This window comes from Salmonella sp. JXY0409-18 (assembly GCF_020268625.1).
GTDB classification, from domain to species: domain Bacteria; phylum Pseudomonadota; class Gammaproteobacteria; order Enterobacterales; family Enterobacteriaceae; genus Salmonella; species Salmonella enterica.
Genome location: NZ_CP084216.1, coordinates 4,266,259 through 4,289,209 on the forward strand (window position 1 = coordinate 4,266,259; position 22,951 = coordinate 4,289,209).

At 54.7% G+C, this 22,951-nt stretch carries 20 protein-coding genes, 3 pseudogenes and 1 riboswitch; of the genes and pseudogenes, 12 read left to right on the forward strand and 11 right to left on the reverse strand.

What is annotated here, in order from left to right; all coding sequences use genetic code 11:
- Positions 1-207: 207 nt before the first annotated feature.
- Both purH and purD read left to right on the forward strand, forming a co-directional pair.
- On the forward strand, positions 208-1,797 hold the full coding sequence (gene purH, locus LDB27_RS20700; protein WP_001187520.1) for a bifunctional phosphoribosylaminoimidazolecarboxamide formyltransferase/IMP cyclohydrolase: 1,590 nt from the start codon (positions 208-210) through the stop codon (positions 1,795-1,797).
- 15 nt (positions 1,798-1,812) lie between these two features.
- Positions 1,813-3,102, forward strand: a complete 1,290-nt coding sequence (gene purD / locus LDB27_RS20705; RefSeq protein ID WP_000866786.1) for a phosphoribosylamine--glycine ligase — start codon at positions 1,813-1,815, stop codon at positions 3,100-3,102.
- On the opposite strand, the gene zraR is transcribed toward purD, so the two are convergent.
- Positions 3,099-4,424 carry a sigma-54-dependent response regulator transcription factor ZraR gene (gene zraR / locus LDB27_RS20710; protein WP_000617940.1) on the reverse strand — a complete coding sequence of 442 codons (1,326 nt, stop codon included), beginning with the start codon at positions 4,422-4,424 and terminating at the stop codon, positions 3,099-3,101. The genes purD and zraR overlap by 4 nt on opposite strands.
- Before the next feature lie 5 nt (positions 4,425-4,429).
- The gene (gene zraS / locus LDB27_RS20715; protein ID WP_001531183.1) at positions 4,430-5,827 is read right to left on the reverse strand and encodes a two-component system sensor histidine kinase ZraS; all 1,398 of its coding nucleotides are present in this window, start codon (positions 5,825-5,827) and stop codon (positions 4,430-4,432) included.
- A gap of 253 nt (positions 5,828-6,080) precedes the next feature.
- Here zraS and zraP point away from each other — a divergent pair, with 253 nt between their 5' ends.
- Positions 6,081-6,536, forward strand: a complete 456-nt coding sequence (gene zraP / locus LDB27_RS20720) for a zinc resistance sensor/chaperone ZraP (RefSeq protein WP_000828129.1) — start codon at positions 6,081-6,083, stop codon at positions 6,534-6,536.
- Between the two features lie 41 nt (positions 6,537-6,577).
- Here zraP and LDB27_RS20725 read toward each other — a convergent pair whose 3' ends face one another.
- From LDB27_RS20725 to nudC, 6 genes are all read right to left on the reverse strand, one after another.
- The gene (locus LDB27_RS20725) at positions 6,578-7,270 is read right to left on the reverse strand and encodes a DUF1481 domain-containing protein (protein WP_001083932.1); all 693 of its coding nucleotides are present in this window, start codon (positions 7,268-7,270) and stop codon (positions 6,578-6,580) included.
- Between the two features lie 11 nt (positions 7,271-7,281).
- A complete protein-coding gene (gene hupA / locus LDB27_RS20730; protein WP_001044509.1) occupies positions 7,282-7,554 on the reverse strand; it encodes a nucleoid-associated protein HU-alpha in 273 nt (90 codons plus the stop codon).
- A 186-nt stretch (positions 7,555-7,740) separates the two neighbouring features.
- On the reverse strand, positions 7,741-8,331 hold the full coding sequence (locus tag LDB27_RS20735; RefSeq protein ID WP_000940094.1) for a YjaG family protein: 591 nt from the start codon (positions 8,329-8,331) through the stop codon (positions 7,741-7,743).
- 41 nt (positions 8,332-8,372) lie between these two features.
- Positions 8,373-9,044: a deoxyribonuclease V gene (nfi, locus tag LDB27_RS20740; protein ID WP_000362362.1), complete on the reverse strand. Its 672-nt coding sequence runs from the start codon at positions 9,042-9,044 to the stop codon at positions 8,373-8,375.
- Positions 9,045-9,053: 9 nt separating this feature from the next.
- Positions 9,054-10,118 (reverse strand): uroporphyrinogen decarboxylase, encoded by a 1,065-nt coding sequence (hemE, locus tag LDB27_RS20745; RefSeq protein WP_000137617.1) that lies wholly within the window; start codon positions 10,116-10,118, stop codon positions 9,054-9,056.
- 40 nt (positions 10,119-10,158) lie between these two features.
- A complete protein-coding gene (gene nudC, locus LDB27_RS20750; RefSeq protein ID WP_000373956.1) occupies positions 10,159-10,932 on the reverse strand; it encodes an NAD(+) diphosphatase in 774 nt (257 codons plus the stop codon).
- Positions 10,933-11,024: 92 nt separating this feature from the next.
- Here nudC and rsd point away from each other — a divergent pair, with 92 nt between their 5' ends.
- From rsd to thiH, 7 genes are all read left to right on the forward strand, one after another.
- Complete coding sequence (rsd, locus tag LDB27_RS20755; RefSeq protein ID WP_000934317.1) at positions 11,025-11,513, forward strand: sigma D regulator; 489 nt, start codon at positions 11,025-11,027, stop codon at positions 11,511-11,513.
- A gap of 52 nt (positions 11,514-11,565) precedes the next feature.
- Positions 11,566-11,790, forward strand: a riboswitch (TPP riboswitch).
- Positions 11,791-11,876: 86 nt separating this feature from the next.
- Positions 11,877-13,772: a phosphomethylpyrimidine synthase ThiC gene (gene thiC, locus LDB27_RS20760; protein WP_000108416.1), complete on the forward strand. Its 1,896-nt coding sequence runs from the start codon at positions 11,877-11,879 to the stop codon at positions 13,770-13,772.
- Positions 13,772-14,407, forward strand: coding sequence for a thiamine phosphate synthase (gene thiE, locus LDB27_RS20765; RefSeq protein ID WP_000284649.1), 636 nt, complete (start codon positions 13,772-13,774; stop codon positions 14,405-14,407). The genes thiC and thiE overlap by 1 nt, the downstream gene beginning before the upstream one ends.
- On the forward strand, positions 14,400-15,158 hold the full coding sequence (locus LDB27_RS20770) for a HesA/MoeB/ThiF family protein (protein WP_000999765.1): 759 nt from the start codon (positions 14,400-14,402) through the stop codon (positions 15,156-15,158). The genes thiE and LDB27_RS20770 overlap by 8 nt, the downstream gene beginning before the upstream one ends.
- Entirely contained in the window at positions 15,139-15,339 is a 201-nt protein-coding gene (gene thiS / locus LDB27_RS20775) for a sulfur carrier protein ThiS (RefSeq protein ID WP_001165560.1), read from the forward strand. The genes LDB27_RS20770 and thiS overlap by 20 nt, the downstream gene beginning before the upstream one ends.
- Before the next feature lies 1 nt (position 15,340).
- On the forward strand, positions 15,341-16,111 hold the full coding sequence (gene thiG / locus LDB27_RS20780; protein WP_000944125.1) for a thiazole synthase: 771 nt from the start codon (positions 15,341-15,343) through the stop codon (positions 16,109-16,111).
- Positions 16,108-17,241 carry a 2-iminoacetate synthase ThiH gene (gene thiH / locus LDB27_RS20785; protein ID WP_000847574.1) on the forward strand — a complete coding sequence of 378 codons (1,134 nt, stop codon included), beginning with the start codon at positions 16,108-16,110 and terminating at the stop codon, positions 17,239-17,241. Before thiG ends, thiH begins: the two co-directional genes overlap by 4 nt.
- A gap of 153 nt (positions 17,242-17,394) precedes the next feature.
- Here thiH and LDB27_RS20790 read toward each other — a convergent pair.
- A pseudogene (locus tag LDB27_RS20790) lies at positions 17,395-17,581 on the reverse strand (hypothetical protein); the annotation flags it as partial.
- On the opposite strand from LDB27_RS20790, the pseudogene LDB27_RS24010 reads away from it, so the two are divergent.
- Positions 17,564-17,671 (forward strand): annotated as a pseudogene (locus LDB27_RS24010) (IS481 family transposase); the annotation flags it as partial. The pseudogenes LDB27_RS20790 and LDB27_RS24010 sit on opposite strands and share 18 nt — an antisense overlap.
- Positions 17,672-17,992: 321 nt before the next feature.
- Positions 17,993-18,351 (forward strand): annotated as a pseudogene (locus tag LDB27_RS20795) (cytoplasmic protein).
- Here the strand turns inward: LDB27_RS20795 and LDB27_RS20800 are convergent.
- Together LDB27_RS20800 and rpoC are read right to left on the reverse strand one after the other, a co-directional pair.
- The gene (locus LDB27_RS20800; protein ID WP_077905316.1) at positions 18,337-18,663 is read right to left on the reverse strand and encodes a hypothetical protein; all 327 of its coding nucleotides are present in this window, start codon (positions 18,661-18,663) and stop codon (positions 18,337-18,339) included. The pseudogene LDB27_RS20795 and the gene LDB27_RS20800 overlap by 15 nt on opposite strands.
- Positions 18,664-18,704: 41 nt before the next feature.
- Positions 18,705-22,928 (reverse strand): DNA-directed RNA polymerase subunit beta', encoded by a 4,224-nt coding sequence (gene rpoC, locus LDB27_RS20805; RefSeq protein ID WP_000653963.1) that lies wholly within the window; start codon positions 22,926-22,928, stop codon positions 18,705-18,707.
- Between the last annotated feature and the right edge of the window lie 23 nt (positions 22,929-22,951).

Below are 22,951 nucleotides of genomic sequence, written 5' to 3' on the forward strand. Positions count from 1 at the left end.
CATTTCCTGGATCTTCTCACTCTGCAAACGATCTTTCAGGGATAAAAGCGGGGCCAGAATTTAAAAGAAAAATTCGCGAGCGTTGCGCAAACGTTTTCGTTACAATGTCGCCGCAAAATGAGAATGCCCCATAAGGGGCGTTAGCTGAGTTTTTTACGAAAAATTCAGCTAACGCTCTCTGTAATCGTCAAATCCAGGGGATTTACCATGCAACAACGTCGTCCAGTCCGCCGCGCTCTGCTCAGTGTTTCTGACAAGGCCGGTATCATCGAATTCGCCCAGGCACTTTCCGCACGCGGTGTGGAACTGCTGTCTACGGGGGGCACCGCCCGCCTGTTAGCAGAAAAAGGCCTGCCGGTGACCGAAGTTTCCGATTACACCGGTTTCCCGGAAATGATGGATGGACGCGTAAAGACCCTGCATCCAAAAGTACACGGCGGCATCCTCGGCCGTCGCGGCCAGGACGATGCCATTATGGAACAGCACCACATCGCCCCTATCGATATGGTTGTCGTTAACCTGTATCCGTTCGCCGAAACCGTTGCACGCGTTGGTTGCTCGCTGGAAGATGCAGTAGAGAACATCGATATCGGCGGCCCGACCATGGTGCGCTCCGCCGCGAAGAACCATAAAGACGTGGCCATCGTGGTGAAGAGCAGCGACTACGACGCCATTATTAAAGAGATGGACGCTAACGAAGGTTCTTTGACCCTCGACACCCGTTTCGATCTCGCGATTAAAGCCTTCGAACACACCGCCGCCTACGACAGCATGATCGCTAACTACTTCGGCAGCATGGTTCCGGCCTACCACGGTGAAAGCAAAGAAGCCGCCGGTCGCTTCCCGCGTACGCTGAACCTGAACTTCATTAAGAAGCAGGATATGCGCTACGGCGAGAACAGCCACCAGCAAGCTGCCTTCTATATAGAAGAGAATGTGAAAGAAGCGTCCGTTGCCACCGCACAACAGGTGCAGGGCAAAGCGCTCTCTTATAACAACATCGCTGATACCGACGCGGCGCTGGAGTGTGTGAAAGAGTTCAACGAGCCAGCCTGCGTAATCGTCAAGCACGCTAACCCGTGCGGCGTGGCGGTAAGTACCTCTATTCTCGACGCTTACGATCGCGCCTATAAAACCGACCCGACCTCCGCGTTCGGCGGCATTATCGCCTTTAACCGTGAGCTGGATGCGGAAACCGCACAGGCCATCATTTCTCGTCAGTTTGTCGAAGTGATCATCGCCCCATCCGCAAGCGAAGAAGCGCTGAAAATCACCGCTGCCAAGCAGAACGTCCGTGTTCTGACCTGCGGCCAATGGGCAAGCCGCGTTCCGGGCCTGGATTTCAAACGCGTTAACGGTGGCCTGCTGGTTCAGGACAGGGATCTGGGTATGGTGAGTGAAGCTGAACTGCGCGTGGTGTCCAAACGCCAGCCGACCGAGCAGGAGCTGCGTGACGCGCTGTTCTGCTGGAAGGTAGCCAAGTTCGTGAAATCCAACGCTATTGTGTATGCCAAAGAGAACATGACCATCGGTATAGGCGCAGGCCAGATGAGCCGCGTGTACTCCGCCAAAATCGCCGGGATTAAAGCCGCTGATGAAGGTCTGGAAGTGAAAGGCTCAGCCATGGCTTCCGACGCGTTCTTCCCGTTCCGCGATGGTATTGATGCCGCTGCCGCTGTCGGCGTGAGCTGCGTTATCCAGCCAGGCGGTTCTATCCGTGATGATGAAGTCATTGCCGCTGCCGATGAACACGGTATTGCGATGATCTTCACCGACATGCGCCACTTCCGCCATTAATTCAGGGAGCAGACGATGAAAGTTTTAGTCATTGGTAACGGCGGGCGCGAACACGCGCTGGCCTGGAAAGCCGCACAGTCGCCGCTGGTTGATACCGTTTTTGTCGCACCGGGTAACGCCGGTACCGCGCTGGAGCCCGCGTTGCAGAACGTGGCTATCGGCGTCACCGATATTCCGGCGCTGCTGAGCTTTGCCCGGGACGAGAAGATTGATCTGACCATCGTCGGCCCGGAAGCGCCGCTGGTGATTGGCGTGGTCGATGCGTTCCGCGCGGCGGGCCTGAAGATCTTCGGCCCAACCGAAGGGGCCGCCCAACTGGAAGGCTCCAAAGCCTTCACCAAAGATTTCCTCGCCCGTCACCAGATTCCGACGGCGGAATACCAGAATTTCACCGAGATTGAGCCTGCCCTGGCGTATCTGCGCGAGAAAGGCGCGCCGATCGTCATCAAGGCCGATGGTCTGGCTGCGGGCAAAGGCGTTATCGTGGCGATGACGCTTGAAGAAGCCGAAGCCGCCGTCCATGACATGCTGGCAGGCAACGCCTTTGGCGACGCGGGCCACCGTATCGTGATTGAAGAGTTCCTCGACGGCGAAGAAGCGAGCTTTATCGTGATGGTCGACGGCGAGCACGTGCTGCCGATGGCCACCAGCCAGGACCACAAACGCGTCGGCAACGGCGATACCGGCCCGAACACCGGCGGTATGGGGGCCTACTCACCAGCGCCGGTGGTAACTGATGAAGTGCATCAGCGCACCATGGAACGCATCATTTGGCCAACCGTGAAAGGCATGGCCGCGGAAGGTAACACCTATACCGGCTTCCTGTATGCGGGTCTGATGATCGACAAGCAGGGCAACCCGAAAGTTATCGAGTTCAACTGCCGCTTCGGCGATCCGGAAACCCAGCCGATCATGCTGCGCATGAAGTCGGATCTGGTGGATCTTTGCCTCGCCGCCTGTGACGGCAAGCTGGATGAGAAAACTTCCGAGTGGGACGAGCGCGCTTCATTAGGCGTGGTGATCGCTGCGGGCGGTTATCCGGGCAGCTACAACACCGGCGACGAGATCCACGGTCTGCCGCTGGAAGAAGTGGCTGACGGTAAGGTCTTCCATGCTGGAACCAAACTTGCCGATGACGACCGTGTGCTCACCAGCGGCGGACGCGTCCTGTGCGCCACCGCGCTGGGCCACACCGTGGCTGAGGCGCAGAAACGCGCTTACGCTCTGATGACCGACATCCGCTGGGACGGCAGCTTCAGCCGTAACGACATCGGCTGGCGCGCCATCGAGCGTGAGCAAAACTAACGGCTGAGTTTAGCCAGCAGCGTTTTGCGCGTAATGCCCAATTGGCGGGCGGCTTCCGTTTTGTTGCCGCCCGTTTTTTCCAGCGCCGCCAGAATGATCTCTTTTTCCACATCGACCAACGGTTGGATCTCACCACTGTATTCCGTTTTTATCGGCGTCGCGGCAATAGCGAGAGGCAATTCGCGTTCAGAAATGTATTCTCCCGTTAGCAACACCACCGCCCGCTCGATAGCGTTTTCCAGCTCACGGATATTGCCCGGCCAGTCGTAGTGGATCAGCAGATCCATCGCCTGCGGCGTAAACCCCTTCACCGCTTTGCGGTTACGTTCGGCAAAACGCCGCAGAAAATGGTCTGCCAGTAGCGGAATATCTTCCCGACGCTGGCGCAAAGAAGGCATTTCAATCGCCACCACATTCAGGCGGTAATAGAGATCCTGGCGAAAGCGACCGGCACTTACCTCTTCCGCCAGATCGCGGTGGGTAGCGGCAATTAACCGAACATCCACAGATATCGTCTGGTTACTTCCCACGCGTTGCACTTCGCGCTCCTGAATCGCCCGCAGCAAACGTACCTGCATTAACGGCGAGATATCGCCGATTTCATCAAGAAACAATGTCCCGCCGTCAGCTTCGACAAAGCGTCCCTCCCGACGTTTATCCGCGCCGGTAAACGCGCCTTTTTCGTGTCCGAACAGCTCAGACTCCAGCAGCGATTCATTAAGCGCGGCGCAGTTGAGCGTGACCAGCGGTCTATCGCTCCTGGCGCTACAGGCGTGTAGCGCCCGCGCCACCAGCTCTTTACCCGTGCCGGAGTCTCCGTGAATCAATACCGTGGCGTCTGATGGTGCGACCATCGCGATTTCATTCAGTAAATGTTGCATCGCCGGACTGCTGCCAATCATGCCAAACTGCGCAGCCGACGCCGATGGCAATTCAGCGCCCGTTTCCCGCGTATGCGCCAACGCCTTTTCCAGCGTCTCCTGCAGACGGTCAAAATCCAGCGGTTTAATTAAATAGTCGAGCGCGCCGGCTTTCAACGCCTCTACCGCCGTTTCCACGCTGGAGAATGCCGTCATAATCAAAATCGGAATGGCGGGGTTGAGCGCTTTAATCTCCTTCAGCGTGGCGATACCGTCCATCTCCGCCATACGCACATCGCACAGTACCAGATCAAAGACTTTCTCACGCACCTGAGCCAACGCATCATGCCCACTGTAGGCCAGAGCGACGTTATAGCCCCAACCCCGAAGCAGAGCCTGTAAAATCGTGCAGTGGCTTACATCATCATCCACAACCAGAATATCGATTTTTCCGCGTATCACCCTTGTTAATCCTGTTGTCTCGCTATCACTGGCAACCAGATAGTAAAGACCGCGCCTTTACCCTCAATACTTTTCACCTTAATCGCGCCGCCATGCTGTTCGATGATATTTTGCACCACCGCCAGCCCCAGGCCTGTCCCGTCAGCTTTGGTCGTAAAATAAGGTGTAAAAATCGCCTCCAACTGATCCGGGGCGATCCCTTTCCCGCTATCGGTAACAGTGATGATAACGCGGTCGGTCCCACTGTCTTTTGCCTCTACGGTAATCGTTCCCTGGCGGCCAATCGCATGAATAGCGTTCAGGTACAAATTCAACAGCACCTGAGTCAGCCTGTCCGGGTCAGCCTGAATACGCTTAAGCGTCTCATTCGCCGTGAATCTCAACTGAATCTCTCTGCTTTGGGCATCCTGACTGACCAGATTCAGGGAGTGAGTAATAATATCATTGAGGTTAACCGCCTGGAGCGTCAGATGCGCGGGCTTTACCAGTTCGAGCAATTCGCTTACCACCCGGTTCAAACGATCGGCCTCTTTGGCCATCACCTGCGCCAGTTCATGCGACTCGCCGCCGGCTGGCGTGCGCTCGGCAAAGTATTTCGCCAGCCCTTTGATGGACGAGAGCGGGTTACGAATTTCGTGCGCGACGCCCGCCGCCAGATGCCCCATCGCCACCAGCTTTTCTTTACGCTTCATTGCATCAAGCAGTTCTCTGTGCGAGCGCTGATAACGCTGATGCCAAAAAAACGCCAGTAACGTTGCCAACAGCACCGTCGCTAACGCAGACAAAACAATCAGCGTATTACGCCACTCCCTTGCCTGTGTCGCGGCCAGCTCGCTGGCGTCAAAGGCAATAAAAATAGTTTGTTTCGCTGGTTCGTCGTCATTGGCGCTACGCGACATGCCGTGCCCCCTCATACCGTGACCTCTCATACCGAAAAGCGGCTGGAACTGGCGGTAAATTTCCAGCGCAGGCACCGTCTCGCCGTTAGCAGCAACGTCGACACGCCGCCAACGCTCCTGCGGCCCGGGGTTTAGTTGATGCATTTCAGATGCGGAATAGAGCGATTTACCCACCATGCCAGGGTTGCTATGAGTGATGATTACCCCCTGCGCATCCGTTACGGCGAACCACAACACGCCTGGCTGACCCGCCATCTCTTCCAGCAATGTCTGCTGCTGCGCGTGATGCATCCGCATTCCCATACCTACTCGCGTGCCGGACTCCAGAGCGCGAATGAGTACATTTCCCTTTTCCAGCAGCGTCTGCCTGGCGGCAGCGCTCTCACGGCCATAGTCGCGAATGACCATAATGGAAAATAGCCCCACCAGAATGAAGATCGCCGCAGGTAACAGCCGACTCAACCACGTTGCAGCGGCATCTTTATGTAATCGTATAAAACTCACAGGCTTCCCCGGCTCGTTTTTATTTTCCTTACTTAAGCAGAGATCATGCCATTCTGCGCTCCGCATAACCGCGCGTTGTCGCACACCCTTTCGGATACGGGTGGGTAAAAATGACTCGCCAGGCGGGTCATGCGAGTCATTTTTACTCGCTTTTTGCCGCCTGAAGCGGGTTAACTCGCTGCCCGACAAGGAATAGTTACCTGGCACGGAAGATGCAAGAGAGAGGATAAGATGAGCAACAGGAGAACGCAAAATGAAACGGAACAATAAATCAGCTATCGCGCTAATCGCCCTCTCTCTTTTGGCCCTGAGCTCCGGCGCCGCCTTCGCCGGACATCACTGGGGCAACAATGACGGTATGTGGCAACAGGGAGGTAGCCCGTTGACCACGGAACAGCAGGCGACGGCGCAGAAGATTTATGATGATTACTATACGCAGACCAGCGCGCTGCGCCAGCAACTGATATCCAAACGTTATGAATATAACGCGCTACTGACCGCCAGTTCGCCGGATACTGCGAAAATTAATGCGGTTGCCAAAGAGATGGAGTCATTAGGCCAGAAGTTAGATGAGCAACGCGTGAAACGGGATGTCGCGATGGCGCAGGCTGGCATACCACGCGGCGCAGGAATGGGCTATGGCGGTTGCGGCGGCTATGGCGGCGGTTATCATCGCGGCGGCGGTCATATGGGTATGGGAAACTGGTAAAGCATGTTTGCCGAATGGCGGCTTCGCCATTCGGTATTCCATCAAAAGGTTTTCGCTTGCGGCTGCCAGTGACAGAAATCTGAATTCGCCACCAGCAAAAGTTGCGATCCTTCCGGCGCCTCCAGCCATGCTACGCTCACCTCTACCGATGAGCGGTTCTGGCGGCGCTCAATGTGGCTTATTGCCCAGGAATCCAGATCCGGTTTCAGCGTTTCACCTTCACAGGTGGTTACCGTATGGTCGGCGTGCCAGCGTCCCTGGCGTAGTATGACCCGCCCCAGGCGCAAGGCGTCGCTGGTCTGACGGATTTGTTCGGCGCGATAGCGATACAAGGCAATCTGATCGTTGGAAAGCTGCTGCTTCTGCCCCCCAACTTCACGCTGCATAAAACTGAGTTCGCCATGAGCGTCGAAACGCGCGCGAATATGTTCTGGCGGTTTGCTGTAAATATTGAGTTCAATAAGCGAAAGCGTATCACCCTGCCAACGATATTCGCTGGTCGTCGTGCTGCCGCTATGCCACGGGCTAAAAACAGAAAGCAGATGGACTTCATCGTTCGTATCTTTACGCCAGATACGCACCGCGCCGTGATCGCCGGCAAAGCCGCTGGCAGTAAACGGAGGCGGTGAAGCGTTATGACTGCAGGCAGTCAGCAACAGCGCGCCAGAAAACAGAAACGCGCGACGCCAGACAGACAAAAGGGGCTGACGAGCCCCTTCGATAAAACTGTTCACAGCTACGCGTCTTACTTAACTGCGTCTTTCAGCGCTTTACCAGAAACAAACGCCGGTACGTTAGCGGCGGCGATTTTGATTTCTTTACCGGTCTGTGGGTTACGGCCAGTGCGCTCAGCACGGTGGTTCACTTTGAAGGTACCGAAACCAACCAGTTGTACAGCATCGCCTTCTTTCAGAGACTCAGTAATAGCAGCCAGAGTGGATTCCAGAGCAGCTTTAGCCTGGGTTTTGGACAGTTCTGCTTTGTCTGCAATTACATCAATCAGTTGAGTCTTGTTCATAAGTTATCCTTACAATGTGTTTATCGCTTGCTAAGCATCGAGTGCGACGGAAATGCCAGAAAAGCACTCTCCTGCATACACGCACCGATAGCCACTTTTTTTCGCCTCCCAAATGTAGACCAGACGGGGGGCATAAGGGAAGCCTTATGGCACGACAAATCAGACGTTAAATCACGTTTTCTGGTGTCATTGCTGAAAATTTATACCGATATTGCTCTCACCAGCCTCGCGCAGGTCTGCCCTGAGCCCTTTTATCAGTTCAATATCGCGTTCTTCGCAGTCGGCTAAAAGTCGGAATATTTCCCACTGAATATCCCATTCCTGTTCAACGGCAGGGTTCGTTTTGAGCTCCTCATCGGTCATTTCCCGACCAGCCTGAGTCATTTCCAACATCGCCACCGTAGTAATAGAAGTCTTACTAACCTCAATAGCGTGTTCCAGCGTTTCGCCGCTAAGACGAGAATGCATTAATTCGCTTAATGCGACACAGGCATCAATCGCCGGATAAACGCCGTACAGATCATAGTCGTCGGCTGCCGGAATTGCCTCTTCAAACTTCTCCAGTTGGCTATCGAAATTGACCTTTGCATCTTTCACCGTCAGGGTTTCCCAGATCAGATCCAGAATGCGACGGTAGATCTGTCCGTCGCCGAATCCCGTCTGCTTGCAAAACATGGCGTAGTTCGGGTACATGCGCTCGCACAAGCAGGCCATAAAGGTAACGTGCTGCCAGCTTTCCAGCCGCTCCAGACGCAAATGAATCGGGTTTTGTAACATGATGGAATCTCGAATCGGAAATTAGCGGCAGTTTACCTGAATCAGCGCTGAATTTCTTGCCAACGAATAAACGCCGGACGCCCGGAAGCGACGGCATCCGCCCAGCGCGTCGGCTCCGGCAGGCGATACCCTTTCATACAACGCTGTACCCACGCCAGCGCGCTGTCAGTACTGACCCGGTGCCCCGTCGCGATAAACAGCGGATTACAGCGCGCCTTGCTGCGCCATACCCACGCCAGTTGCTCGCCTTTATCCATTAAGGGGCTAAGTGCGCCAGGTTCGGTGGAAAGTGGTTCAAATTTACCGCATAGCCGTTTTTTCGCTACACCGATGGTTGGCACGTCCACCAACAGTCCAAAATGACTGGCGACGCCAAGCCGACGCGGATGCGAAATACCGTGACCGTCCACAAACAGCAAATCGGGCTTTTGCGAGAGCTGTTCCCACGCCGCCAGCAGCGCAGGATATTCACGAAAAGAGAGAAAGCCGGGGATATACGGCATAGTGGTGGCAATACGCGCCACCTTGTACTCTACCAGTTCAAGCGACGGATATTTCAGCAATACCATCGCCGCCCGCGTCACCTCGCCCCCCTGCTCAAAACCGACGTCCGCCCCGCCGATAAACGCTGGCGGATCTTTGTCCAACCGATCTTCGCGGCAAACCGATGAAGCAAGTTCTATCTGTTGAGCGCGTAGCGACGCGAGATCCATACTAACTCCTTAGTTGTGATACTGCGCAGAAAGTCGGTGCACTGCCTCCACAAATGCGCCAGCATGTTCTGGCGGCACATCCTGATGGATGCCATGTCCAAGATTAAAGACGTGCCCTTCTCCCTGACCGAAACCAGCAAGTATAGTCGCTACCTCGTCTTCGATCCGTGCCGGCGGCGCATACAGCATCGAGGGGTCCATATTGCCCTGCAGCGCCACTTTATGGCCAACGCGACGGCGCGCATCGGCGATATCTGTCGTCCAGTCGAGACCCAGCGCGTCGCAGCCGGTTTCCGCCATCGCCTCCAGCCACTGACCGCCACCTTTAGTGAACAGCGTTACCGGCACACGGCGACCGTCGTTTTCACGCAGCAGGCCATCGACGATTTTATGCATGTAGTAGAGGGAGAACTGCTGGTAATCGCGGCCAGTCAGCACGCCGCCCCAGGTGTCGAAAATCATCACCGACTGCGCGCCCGCTTTGATTTGCGCGTTGAGGTACAGCGTGACGCTTTTCGCCAACTTATCCAGCAGCAGATGCAACGCCTGCGGGTCAGCGTACATCATCTTTTTAATCACCGTGAAGGCTTTGCTACTGCCGCCTTCCACCATGTAAGTCGCCAGCGTCCACGGGCTGCCGGAAAAGCCAATCAGCGGAACCTCGCCTTTTAGTTCGCGGCGAATCGTACGCACCGCATTCATCACATAACCCAGTTCATCTTCCGGAGCGGGAATGGGCAGCTTATCGACATCGGCTTTGCAGGTGACAGGAGCCGTAAAGCGCGGGCCTTCCCCGGCTTCAAAATAGAGCCCCAGGCCCATCGCGTCCGGAATCGTCAGGATATCCGAGAAAAGGATCGCCGCATCAAGCGGATAACGGCGCAGCGGCTGTAAAGTGACCTCGCAGGCCAGTTCGGCATTTTTGCACAGCGACATAAAATCGCCCGCCTGAGCGCGAGTGGCTTTGTACTCCGGTAGATAACGGCCCGCCTGGCGCATCATCCACACTGGCGTAACATCAACGGGCTGGCGCAGCAGCGCACGTAGATAACGATCGTTTTTGAGTTCGGTCATTTTTACATTCCTTTAGCGTTGATGCGCCCAGTGTAACATGTCAATCATATTCAGCCCGACACATTGCCACCGTATCTTCGATCAAACGGCGCGCGACGGTGCCCGGCGGCGGCAGTAGCGGCAGATCGTCATAACGGTACCAATTTGCTTCCAACAGCTCTTTCGGGTCGATGACGATATCGCCGCTGTCGTACTCCGCCATGAAAGCGGTCATCAGCGACTGCGGGAAAGGCCACGGCTGGGAAGTCACATAGCGCAGATTTTTCACCTTAATGCCGCTCTCCTCCATTACCTCTCGCGCGACCGCCTGTTCTAAGGTTTCGCCGACTTCAACAAACCCGGCCAGTACCGTATGCACGCCGTTGCGGTGGCGAACATGCTGGGCAAGGAGGATCGAATCCTCACGGCGGATCGCGACGATAATGCAAGGGGCGATTTGCGGGTAGTAACGCTCGCGGCAATGGCTGCACAGCATCGCCCATTCGGTTTTACTCGGGTGCATAGGGTGCCCGCAATAGCCGCAAAATTTATGCGATCGGTAAAACTCCGCCAACTGTACGCCACGTCCCGCCAGTTGGAACAGCCCGGCATCCTGATCGATAACCTGGCGAACCGATCCCATATCATGGCGTCGATGCTGTAACACCAGCCAGACGGGCTCGCCTTGCCATTCACCTATCCGGAGTGCGCGCTGCCCCACAAGATCGAAATTTGCTGCCAGCCCGTGTGGTAATTCCCCATACGGCAACCATAATTTTTGTTCATGGCTGACGATCCACCAGCCACTCTCTAATTTTTCAATTATACGATCCATAGCTCTTGCACTACCTTTGCTTCACTGGCATGTTGTTAACATTATTTTTACATTCATGGCGAGCAGCCTTTATCTAACTTGCGGAGACAATCATGCTAAACCAGCTGGAAAACCTGACGGAGCGCGTTGGCGGAAGCAACAAACTGGTCGATCGCTGGCTGGATGTACGTAAGCACCTGCTCGTGGCTTACTACAACCTGGTTGGCATTAAGCCTGGCAAAGAATCGTACATGCGGCTGAATGAAAAAGCGCTGGATAATTTTTGTCAGAGCCTGGTCGATTACCTTTCCGCCGGGCACTTCAGTATTTATGAACGTATTCTCCATAAATTGGAAGGAAACGGTCAGCTTTTACATGCGGCAAAAATCTGGCCGCTGCTGGAAGATAATACGCAGCGCATTATGGATTATTACGACACCAGCCTGGAAACTGCCATCGATCACGATAATTGTCTCGAATTTCAACAAGCTCTGTCAGATATCGGCGAAGCGCTGGAAGCCCGCTTTGTGCTGGAAGACAAGCTGATTATGCTGGTGTTTGACGCGATGCACGACGGCGCCAGAGTCAAACGTCCCGCTTGAGTTCTGCGCGAGTAACGGGTAGTTTACTTCAGCCCCCTCTTCGGAGGGGCGGTTATCTTGTCGGAGTGCTAATTTTCCACAAAAGCGTTCGTGATGCGTCAAGGCGGCAAGTCGGTGAATCTCCAGGAGCTTACATAAGTAAGTGACTGGAGTGAGCGGACGAAGCCAACGAAGAGGCAGCGCGAAGGATGAAGTGGAAAAGGCTGAGACCGTTAATTCGGGATCCGCGGAACCTGATCAGGTTAATACCTGCGAAGGGAACAAGAGTAATTCTGCTTTATGCTGCTGCCTTTACGGGCGGCGCACATCCATTACTCCATCCGTCGTCTGACAAGCCACGTCCTTAATTTTTTGGAATGAGCTATGTCTACAACAACGTTAACCCGCCGCGAGCAGCGCGCTAAAGCCCAGCATTTTATCGATACGCTGGAAGGCACCGCATTTCCCAACTCGAAACGCATCTACGTGACCGGTTCGCAGCATGATATTCGCGTACCGATGCGCGAAATTCAACTTAGCCCAACGCTCATCGGCGGCAGCAAAGACAACCCGCAGTTTGAAGAGAACGAAGCCGTGCCGGTGTACGACACCTCCGGCCCCTATGGCGATCCTGAGGTGGCGATTAACGTCCAGCAGGGTCTGGCGAAACTGCGCCAGCCATGGATTGACGCACGTAACGATAGCGAAGAATTAGACGACCGTAGCTCGGCTTATACCAGAGAACGTCTGGCCGACGATGGCCTGGACGATCTGCGTTTTACCGGCCTGCTGACGCCAAAACGCGCTAAAGCGGGCAAGCGCGTCACCCAGTTACACTACGCCCGCAACGGGATCGTCACTCCCGAAATGGAGTTCATCGCCATCCGTGAAAATATGGGCCGCGAGCGCATTCGCAGTGAAGTACTGCGCCACCAGCATCCGGGGATGAGCTTTGGCGCACGCCTGCCGGAAAACATCACCCCGGAATTCGTGCGTGATGAAGTCGCCGCCGGACGCGCCATCATCCCCGCCAACATCAACCACCCGGAATCGGAGCCGATGATTATTGGCCGCAACTTCCTGGTGAAGGTCAACGCCAATATCGGCAACTCGGCGGTGACCTCCTCTATCGAAGAAGAGGTGGAAAAACTGGTGTGGGCGACGCGCTGGGGGGCGGATACGGTAATGGACCTTTCCACCGGGCGCTATATTCACGAAACCCGTGAGTGGATCCTGCGTAATAGCCCAGTACCAATCGGCACGGTGCCGATCTACCAGGCGCTGGAAAAGGTCAACGGGATCGCCGAGGATCTTACCTGGGAAGCCTTCCGCGACACGCTGCTGGAGCAGGCCGAACAGGGCGTCGACTACTTCACCATTCACGCGGGCGTGCTGCTGCGTTACGTGCCGATGACCGCCAAGCGCCTGACCGGCATTGTCTCGCGCGGCGGTTCGATCATGGCGAAGTGGTGTCTCTCCCATCACAAAGAGAACTTCCTGTTCGAACATTTCCGCGAGATTTGCGAAATCTGCGCCGCCTACGACGTTTCCCTGTCGCTGGGCGACGGCCTGCGACCGGGATCGATTCAGGACGCGAACGACGAAGCGCAGTTCTCCGAGCTGCATACGCTGGGCGAGCTGACCAAAATCGCCTGGGAATACGACGTGCAGGTGATGATTGAAGGCCCGGGCCACGTGCCGATGCATATGATTCAGCGCAACATGACCGAAGAGCTGGAGCACTGCCATGAAGCGCCGTTCTACACCTTAGGGCCGCTGACTACCGATATCGCGCCGGGCTATGACCACTTCACCTCCGGCATTGGCGCGGCGATGATCGGCTGGTTCGGCTGTGCGATGCTGTGTTACGTGACGCCGAAAGAGCATCTCGGCCTGCCGAACAAAGAAGATGTGAAGCAGGGGCTGATCACCTACAAGATCGCCGCCCACGCCGCTGACTTAGCCAAAGGGCATCCGGGCGCGCAGATTCGCGATAACGCGATGTCGAAAGCGCGCTTTGAATTCCGCTGGGAGGATCAGTTTAACCTCGCGCTCGACCCGTTCACCGCCCGCGCCTGGCACGATGAAACCCTGCCACAGGAGTCCGGCAAAGTGGCGCACTTTTGCTCGATGTGCGGGCCGAAATTCTGCTCAATGAAAATCAGCCAGGAAGTTCGTGATTACGCCGCCGCGCAAACTATTGAAGTCGGGATGGCGGATATGTCGGAAAACTTCCGCGCCAAAGGCGGCGAAATCTATCTCAAGCGGGAGGAAGTCTGATGTATCAGCCTGATTTCCCGACCGTACCGTTTCGCCTCGGGCTTTACCCGGTGGTGGACAGCGTGCAATGGATTGAACGCCTGCTGGAGGCGGGCGTGCGCACGATCCAGTTGCGTATCAAAGATAAACGCGATGAAGAGGTGGAAGCGGACATTATCGCCGCCATCGCACTGGGGCGTCGTTATGACGCCCGGCTGTTCATCAACGATTACTGGCGTCTGGCAATTAAGCACCGCGCTTACGGCGTGCATCTGGGCCAGGAAGACCTGGAAACCACCGACCTGGAGGCGATTCAGGCGGCGGGGCTACGCCTGGGCGTATCGACTCACGATGATATGGAGATAGACATCGCGCTCGCCGCTAAGCCTTCTTATATCGCGCTGGGTCATGTCTTCCCCACGCAAACCAAGCAGATGCCTTCCGCCCCGCAGGGGCTGGCGCAGCTGGCCAGTCATATTGAACGACTGGCGGATTACCCGACCGTCGCGATCGGCGGCATCAGCCTTGAACGCGCCCCGTCGGTGCTGGCGACCGGCGTCGGCAGTATTGCCGTGGTCAGCGCCATTACTCAGGCCGCCGACTGGCGCGCCGCTACCGCGCAGTTACTGGATATTGCGGGAGTTGGCGATGAATGACCGTGACTTTATGCGTTATAGCCGCCAGATCCTGCTCGGCGATATAGCCATTGAAGGCCAGCAAAAGTTGCTCGCGAGTCATGTCCTGATCGTGGGTTTAGGCGGGTTGGGTTCACCCGCCGCGCTGTATCTGACGGGAGCAGGCATCGGCAAACTGACGCTGGTAGACGATGACGACATTCATCTGAGCAATTTGCAGCGCCAGATTCTATTTACCACCGATGATATCGCAGGTTCAAAATCTCAGGTTGCCCGGCAGCGCCTGACACGGCTCAACCCGGATATCGAACTGGTGTCGCTCCAACAGCGGCTGCAAGGCGAGGCGCTCCGACATGCGGTCGCGCGTGCCGACGTAGTGCTCGACTGTACCGACAACATGGCCACGCGCCAGGAAATTAACGCCGCCTGCGTGGCGCTCAACACTCCGTTAATTTCCGCCAGCGCCGTCGGCTTTGGCGGCCAGCTAATGGTCCTCACACCACCGTGGGAACAAGGCTGTTACCGCTGCCTGTGGCCGGACGATGTCGAGCCTGAACGCAACTGCCGTACCGCCGGTATCGTCGGACCGGTTGTTGGCGTGATGGGCACTTTGCAGGCGCTGGAGGCAATCAAATTACTCAGCGGGATGGAAACGCCGAGTGGCGAGCTACGCCTGTTTGACGGTAAAACCAGCCAGTGGCGCAGCCTGGCGCTGCGTCGTGCCAGCGGCTGTCCGGTCTGCGGAGGGCAACATGCAGATTCATTTCAATGATGAACCGATGCAGTGCGCCGCAGGGCAAACCGTCAATGAGCTGCTTGCTGCGCTTAATCAGCTTAAACCGGGCGCGGCGCTGGCGCTCAATCAGCAGATCCTGCCACGCGAGCAATGGCGGCAACATATCGTGCAGGAAGGCGACCAGATCCTGCTTTTTCACGTTATAGCAGGAGGTTGAGATGTTACGTATTGCCGACAAAACGTTTAATTCACATCTGTTCACCGGCACCGGAAAATTTGCTTCGTCGCAGCTGATGGTCGAGGCGATTCGCGCCTCCGGCAGCCAGTTGGTGACGCTGGCGATGAAGCGCGTGGATTTACGTCAGCACAACGACGCTATCCTCATGCCGCTCATTGAAGCGGGCGTCACGCTGCTGCCCAATACTTCAGGGGCGAAAACTGCCGAAGAGGCGATTTTCGCCGCCCAACTGGCGCGTGAAGCGCTGGGTACCCACTGGCTGAAATTAGAAATCCACCCGGACGCCCGCTGGCTATTGCCGGACCCGATTGAAACGCTAAAAGCCGCCGAGGCGCTGGTGAAGCAGGGTTTTGTGGTGCTGCCCTACTGCGGCGCGGATCCGGTGTTGTGCAAGCGGCTGGAAGAGGTCGGCTGCGCGGCGGTGATGCCGCTTGGCGCGCCTATCGGTTCGAATCAGGGGCTGGAAACCAAAGCGATGCTGGAGATTATTATCCAGCAGTCCACCGTACCGGTGGTGGTCGACGCCGGGATCGGCGTCCCCAGCCACGCGACGCAGGCGCTGGAAATGGGCGCAGATGCGGTACTGGTCAACACCGCAATTGCCGTGGCGGATGACCCGGTGATGATGGCAACCGCTTTCCGCCTGGCTGTAGAAGCGGGAGTACTGGCGCGCCAGGCTGTGCCGGGTAATCGTAGCCCCTACGCCAGCGCCACCAGCCCGCTCACCGGATTTCTGGAGGCGTTAGCATGAAAACCTTCACCGATCGCTGGCGGCAACTGGAGTGGGACGATATTCGCCTGCGCATCAACGGTAAAACCGCCACTGACGTGGAATGTGCGCTTAACACTCCACAGCTTAGCCGGGACGATCTGATGGCATTACTCTCCCCCGCCGCCGCCGATTATCTGGAACCGATGGCGCAGCGGGCACAAAGGCTGACCCGACAACGCTTTGGCAACACCGTCAGTTTCTACGTGCCGCTTTATCTCTCAAACCTGTGCGCCAACGACTGTACCTACTGCGGTTTTTCGATGAGCAACCGCATTAAGCGTAAAACGCTGGATGAGGTGGATATTCAAAGGGAGTGCGATGCTATCCGTAAACTGGGCTTTGAGCATCTGCTGTTGGTCACCGGCGAACACCAGAGCAAAGTGGGCATGGACTATTTCCGTCGTCATTTACCGGCTATTCGCCGCCAATTTTCATCATTACAGATGGAAGTCCAGCCCTTGTCGCAAGAAAACTATGCGGAGCTCAAAACGCTGGGGATCGATGGCGTGATGGTTTATCAGGAAACTTACCATGAGGCAATCTATGCACAGCATCACCTGAAGGGAAAGAAACAGGACTTTTTCTGGCGGCTGGAAACGCCGGATCGGTTAGGCCGGGCAGGTATCGACAAAATCGGTCTTGGCGCGCTGATTGGGCTTTCTGACAGTTGGCGGGTGGACTGCTATATGGTGGCGGAGCATCTGTTGTGGATGCAGAAACACTACTGGCAGAGTCGCTATTCTGTTTCCTTCCCGCGTCTGCGTCCGTGTACTGGCGGTGTGGAACCCGCATCTGTGATGGATGAAAAGCAACTGGTGCAAACGATTTGCGCTTTCCGGTTATTGGCGCCGGAAATTGAATTATCACTCTCCACCCGCGAATCGCCGTGGTTTCGCGATAACGTGATCCCGTTGGCGATCAACAACGTTAGCGCCTTCTCGAAAACCCAGCCCGGTGGCTACGCTGACGATCATCCGGAACTTGAGCAGTTTTCTCCCCACGATGCCCGTCGGCCTGAAGCCGTAGCAAGCGCGTTAAGCGCGCAAGGGTTACAGCCCGTCTGGAAAGACTGGGACAGTTGGCTGGGGCGCACTTCGCAAATGCGGTGAACCCGTATGTAAACGCATTAGTATTTCACAAGCGAGTACGTAATGTGAAAAACGGGAGATTGTTATCGACCTCCCGTTTTTTTATTTTGTCATCGTCAGCAACAGAAGCTGACCAGGGCAAAGTATCCCTTCCTCATTTTTGCCCAGCCTTCTCCCCTTCATCAGTAATTGACGACCGAGGGCTGGCCACTGGATTATCGAAATAGCGGTGAACTTGAAGTTTTTGGGCAGCGTTCCTGACTGTAATTTCGCTGGCGCCCCCCTCTTCCAACCGTGTCTGCTGATCGTTTTTGTCCATAAAATGATGCCCCAGAACAACGGGAATCAGGGGCGAACCCATCAGGGAAAAATGTGTTGCGGCCGGACGCCGATGGTAACGTTACTTGATGGAAAACGCATCTGGGCTGAGGAAAATTTAAGCCAGATGTAATCTGACAGATATCTGTATAAATAACCGGTAACTGTCAGATCAGGTCTGAGATAATACATATCATTTTACCTATACGCACTACATCCTCGGACATCTGGGATTGGTGCGTTATCCGATTATAAAGTCGTCTGTGTGTTTTTTCGGCCTAAAGACCTTAATGGAATTAAATACTCCATTTAATAATTTAAAATGTCCCGCGTAAACAACCAATAAAACAGGTTTATCATTTAATGTATGAACAGCAGGCATTTTATAATGGCGAGCCAATAGACTTTAATAACTTAGATTTATGGGATAAATTTAAAGTCACATTTGGATTTAATGTTACAGAAAAAAACAAACCCAATGGTAAAAAATTCAATTTTGAGTATTGTGGATTCTCTACTTTTATTATGCCGGTTGATGGCGTTGGCGGGATTTTAGCAAAGTGGTTCTCAAACAAACATAATGTAAGTGTCCCAACGCCTTATACATTCGGTCAAAACCCCATTCCTGGCGTCAATCTTTATCGTAATACAAAAGCAAAATTTGTTATGGCTAACGGCGGTAATAGTCTTCCCTGTGCGATGGCAAAATATAATGCAAAAACTGGACAATTTATTCATATAACCAGTGATAGTGAGTTTTCACCAATAATACGAGAAACAAGAGTCATAAAAAATAATTTATTTATTCATTAAATTTATAATTACAGATAAAATCAAGAGCCAGCATGGCATTGAAAAATAAAATACGGCTTTTTTATCCGCGCTGATTTTGACTCGATGAAGAATAACGGTGGCGACAATAATAATAAGACAATAAATAAATATAAGTAATGATTTATGGTGAAGTATATATAACGATAGAAACAATAAAAAAGCGGACAGAACGTTTGAAATGGTTATCTTTTTTGTAAATACCAAAAGACTAAACATTAAATAGATTAATGAAATAATCGCTGGCATTTTCTTTCCTTGTAGACAAGCGACCCGGGATTCGGTATCCAGCATGAAGCTGGTGGAGGGACAAATACCCCTCCACCATTTAACGATTACTCGTTATCAGAACCGCCCAGACCTGCGTTCAGCAGTTCTGCCAGGCTGGCAGATGCATCTTCCGCAGTGACCTGCGGTGCTGCTGGCTGCTCGCCTGCGGCGCGACGGCGCATACGATCCTGGTGGTACGCATAACCGGTACCGGCCGGAATCAGACGACCCACGATAACGTTCTCTTTCAGGCCGCGCAGTTCGTCGCGTTTGCCCGCAACGGCTGCTTCGGTCAGGACACGCGTGGTCTCCTGGAACGATGCGGCAGAGATGAACGATTCGGTTGCCAGAGACGCTTTGGTGATACCCAGCAGATCGCGGGAGAAGGTAGCCCCCACTTTGCCGTTCGCTTCCAGCTCGCGATTAGCGATCTTGACGCGAGAGTATTCAACCTGTTCGCCTTCCAGGAAGTCGGAACTACCGGCGCTTTCGATGGTCGCTTTACGCAGCATCTGACGAACGATAACTTCGATGTGTTTATCGTTAATCTTAACGCCCTGCAGACGGTATACATCCTGAACTTCGTTAACAATGTAACGCGTCACAGCATGAACGCCACGCAGACGCAGAATGTCGTGCGGCGCTTCCGGACCATCGGAAATCACATCACCACGTTCTACACGTTCCCCTTCGAACACGTTGAGCTGACGCCATTTCGGAATCATCTCTTCGTACGGGTCACTACCATCAACCGGCGTAATCACCAGACGACGTTTGCCTTTGGTTTCTTTACCGAAGGAAACGATACCTGCGATTTCAGCAAGGATTGCCGGCTCTTTCGGACGACGCGCTTCGAACAGGTCCGCAACGCGCGGCAGACCACCGGTGATATCCTTGGTACCGCCGGATTCCTGCGGAATACGCGCCAGGGTGTCACCAGAACTGATCTGTACGCCATCTTCCAGCTGTACAATCGCTTTACCCGGCAGGAAGTACTGCGCAGGCATATCGGTACCGGGGATCAGCACGTCATTACCCTGAGCATCAACGATTTTCAGCGCCGGACGCAGATCCTTACCACCAGTAGTACGTTCAGCCGAATCCAGAACCACCAGCGAAGACAAACCGGTCAGTTCGTCGGTCTGACGCGTAATGGTCTGACCGTCGATCATGTCAGTGAAGCGGATGAAACCACTCACTTCGGTGATAACCGGCATGGTGTGCGGGTCCCAGTTTGCCACGGTTTCGCCGCCGGCAACCTGCTCGCCATCACCTTTCGCCATGACAGCGCCATAAGGTACTTTATAGCTCTCTTTGGTACGACCGAATTCGTCGATCAGCTTCAGTTCGGTGTTACGAGAAGTGATAACCAGTTTACCGCTGGAGTTCACAACCGACTTCACGTTGCTGAGCTTGATGCTACCTTTATTTTTCACCTGGATGCTGGATTCAGCAGCCGCACGCGATGCCGCACCACCGATGTGGAACGTACGCATCGTCAGCTGTGTACCCGGTTCACCGATGGACTGTGCCGCGATAACGCCGATAGCTTCACCTTTGTTGATGATGTGGCCACGCGCCAGGTCACGACCATAGCAGTGCGCACATACACCAAAGTCGGTGTCGCAGGATACAACGGAACGCACTTTAACGGCGTCAACGGAGTTTGCTTCCAGCAGGTCACACCACTGTTCGTGCAGCAGCGTGTTGCGTGGAACCAGAATGTCCGCGGTACCCGGTTTCAGCACATCTTCCGCTGTCACACGGCCCAGAACGCGGTCACGCAGCGGCTCTTTCACGTCGCCACCCTCGATAACCGGGGTCATCAGGATACCTTCGTGCGTACCACAGTCATCTTCGGTCACCACCAGATCCTGCGCGACGTCAACCAGACGACGAGTCAGGTAACCGGAGTTCGCGGTTTTCAGTGCGGTATCCGCCAGACCTTTACGCGCACCGTGCGTGGAGATGAAGTACTGGAGTACGTTCAGACCTTCACGGAAGTTCGCAGTGATTGGCGTTTCGATGATGGAGCCATCCGGCTTCGCCATCAGACCACGCATACCGGCCAGCTGACGAATCTGTGCCGCAGAACCACGCGCACCGGAGTCGGCCATCATGTAGATGCTGTTGAAGGAAACCTGCTGCTCTTCCTGGCCGTCACGGTTAATCACGGTTTCGGTTTGCAGGTTATCCATCATCGCTTTGGATACACGATCGTTCGCCGCAGCCCAGATATCGATAACTTTGTTATAGCGTTCGCCAGCGGTTACCAGACCGGACTGGAACTGCTCCTGGATCTCGGCAACTTCAGCTTCCGCCTCAGAGATGATCTCGTGTTTTTTCTCCGGGATGACCATGTCATCAATACCAACGGACGCACCTGAACGCGCTGCATAAGCAAAGCCGGTGTACATCGTCTGGTCCGCAAAAATAACGGTCGGTTTCAGACCCAGAATACGGTAGCAAGTGTTCAGCATTTTGGAGATCGCTTTCTTGCCCAGCGCCTGGTTGACGATGGAGAAAGGCAGACCTTTCGGTACGATCATCCACAGAATGGCGCGACCAACGGTCGTGTCTTTCAGGCTGGTGTGCGCAACGAATTCGCCGTTTTCATCTTTTTCATATTCAGTGATACGCACTTTAACGCGCGCATGCAGAGAGGCCAGACCTGCGCGATAGATACGCTCAGCTTCTTTCGGGCCAGTCAGCACCATGCCTTCGCCTTTGGCGTTAACACAGTCACGGGTCATGTAGTACAGACCCAATACCACGTCCTGAGACGGAACGATGATAGGTTCGCCGTTCGCCGGAGACAGGATGTTGTTGGTAGACATCATCAGCGCACGCGCTTCAAGCTGGGCTTCCAGCGTCAGCGGTACGTGAACAGCCATCTGGTCACCATCGAAGTCGGCGTTATATGCCGCACAGACCAGCGGGTGCAGCTGGATAGCTTTACCTTCGATCAGAACCGGTTCAAAGGCCTGGATACCCAGACGGTGCAGAGTCGGCGCACGGTTCAGCAGTACCGGGTGTTCGCGGATCACTTCGTCCAGGATATCCCAAACGACAGCTTCTTCGCGCTCAACCATTTTTTTCGCGGCTTTGATGGTGGTGGCAAGGCCACGCAGTTCCAGCTTGCCGTAGATGAACGGTTTAAACAGCTCCAGCGCCATTTTCTTCGGCAGACCGCACTGGTGCAGACGCAGGTATGGACCTACGGTGATAACAGAACGACCGGAGTAGTCAACACGCTTACCGAGCAGGTTCTGACGGAAACGACCCTGTTTACCTTTGATCATGTCGGCCAAAGATTTCAGAGGACGCTTGTTAGAACCGGTGATCGCACGACCGCGACGACCGTTATCCAGCAGGGCGTCAACCGCTTCCTGCAGCATACGTTTTTCGTTGCGTACGATGATGTCCGGCGCAGCCAGATCCAGCAGACGCTTCAGACGGTTGTTACGGTTAATGACGCGACGATACAGATCGTTCAGATCTGACGTGGCGAAACGACCACCATCCAGCGGAACCAGCGGACGCAGATCTGGCGGCAGAACCGGCAGAACGGTCAGGATCATCCACTCTGGCTTGTTGCCAGACTGTACGAAGGCTTCCAGCAGTTTGATACGCTTGGTCAGCTTCTTACGCTTGGTTTCGGAGTTGGTTTCGTTCAGCTCTTCGCGCAGAGTTTCACACTCTTGCTCCAGATCCATGCTCTTCAGCAGGGCCTGGATAGCTTCCGCACCCATCTTCGCGTCGAATTCGTCACCGAACTCTTCCAGCGCGTCCAGATACTGTTCTTCAGTCAGGATCTGTTGACGTTCCAGGTTGGTCATACCGCCTTCGATAACCACATAAGATTCGAAGTACAGTACGCGTTCGATATCACGCAACGGCATATCGAGCAGCAGACCGATACGGGACGGCAGCGATTTCAGGAACCAGATGTGAGCAGTCGGAGACGCCAGCTCAATGTGGCCCATACGCTCACGGCGTACTTTGGTCTGGGTCACTTCAACGCCGCACTTCTCACAAATAACACCACGGTGTTTCAGGCGCTTGTACTTACCGCACAGGCACTCGTAGTCTTTTACCGGCCCAAAGATACGGGCGCAGAAAAGGCCGTCACGCTCAGGTTTGAACGTACGGTAGTTGATGGTTTCCGGCTTTTTAACTTCACCGAAAGACCATGAACGGATCATGTCTGGCGAAGCCAGAGCAATTTTGATCGCATCAAACTCTTCGGTTTTAGTCTGCGCTTTCAGAAACTTTAATAAATCTTTCACGGATTTGCTCCCGTCGGAGTTAG

Excerpts from the sequence above, each read along its gene's own strand:
- zraP (WP_000828129.1), top strand. The coding sequence starts at position 6,081 with ATGAAACGGAACAATAAATCAGCTATCGCGCTAATCGCCCTCTCTCTT.
- hemE (WP_000137617.1), bottom strand. The coding sequence starts at position 10,118 with ATGACCGAACTCAAAAACGATCGTTATCTACGTGCGCTGCTGCGCCAG.
- nudC (WP_000373956.1), bottom strand. The coding sequence starts at position 10,932 with ATGGATCGTATAATTGAAAAATTAGAGAGTGGCTGGTGGATCGTCAGC.
- purH (WP_001187520.1), top strand. The coding sequence starts at position 208 with ATGCAACAACGTCGTCCAGTCCGCCGCGCTCTGCTCAGTGTTTCTGAC.
- purD (WP_000866786.1), top strand. The coding sequence starts at position 1,813 with ATGAAAGTTTTAGTCATTGGTAACGGCGGGCGCGAACACGCGCTGGCC.
- LDB27_RS20735 (WP_000940094.1), bottom strand. The coding sequence starts at position 8,331 with ATGTTACAAAACCCGATTCATTTGCGTCTGGAGCGGCTGGAAAGCTGG.
- LDB27_RS20800 (WP_077905316.1), bottom strand. The coding sequence starts at position 18,663 with ATGCTGGATACCGAATCCCGGGTCGCTTGTCTACAAGGAAAGAAAATG.
- thiH (WP_000847574.1), top strand. The coding sequence starts at position 16,108 with ATGAAAACCTTCACCGATCGCTGGCGGCAACTGGAGTGGGACGATATT.
- LDB27_RS20770 (WP_000999765.1), top strand. The coding sequence starts at position 14,400 with ATGAATGACCGTGACTTTATGCGTTATAGCCGCCAGATCCTGCTCGGC.
- nfi (WP_000362362.1), bottom strand. The coding sequence starts at position 9,044 with ATGGATCTCGCGTCGCTACGCGCTCAACAGATAGAACTTGCTTCATCG.
- hupA (WP_001044509.1), bottom strand. The coding sequence starts at position 7,554 with ATGAACAAGACTCAACTGATTGATGTAATTGCAGACAAAGCAGAACTG.
- thiG (WP_000944125.1), top strand. The coding sequence starts at position 15,341 with ATGTTACGTATTGCCGACAAAACGTTTAATTCACATCTGTTCACCGGC.
- thiS (WP_001165560.1), top strand. The coding sequence starts at position 15,139 with ATGCAGATTCATTTCAATGATGAACCGATGCAGTGCGCCGCAGGGCAA.
- rsd (WP_000934317.1), top strand. The coding sequence starts at position 11,025 with ATGCTAAACCAGCTGGAAAACCTGACGGAGCGCGTTGGCGGAAGCAAC.
- thiC (WP_000108416.1), top strand. The coding sequence starts at position 11,877 with ATGTCTACAACAACGTTAACCCGCCGCGAGCAGCGCGCTAAAGCCCAG.
- thiE (WP_000284649.1), top strand. The coding sequence starts at position 13,772 with ATGTATCAGCCTGATTTCCCGACCGTACCGTTTCGCCTCGGGCTTTAC.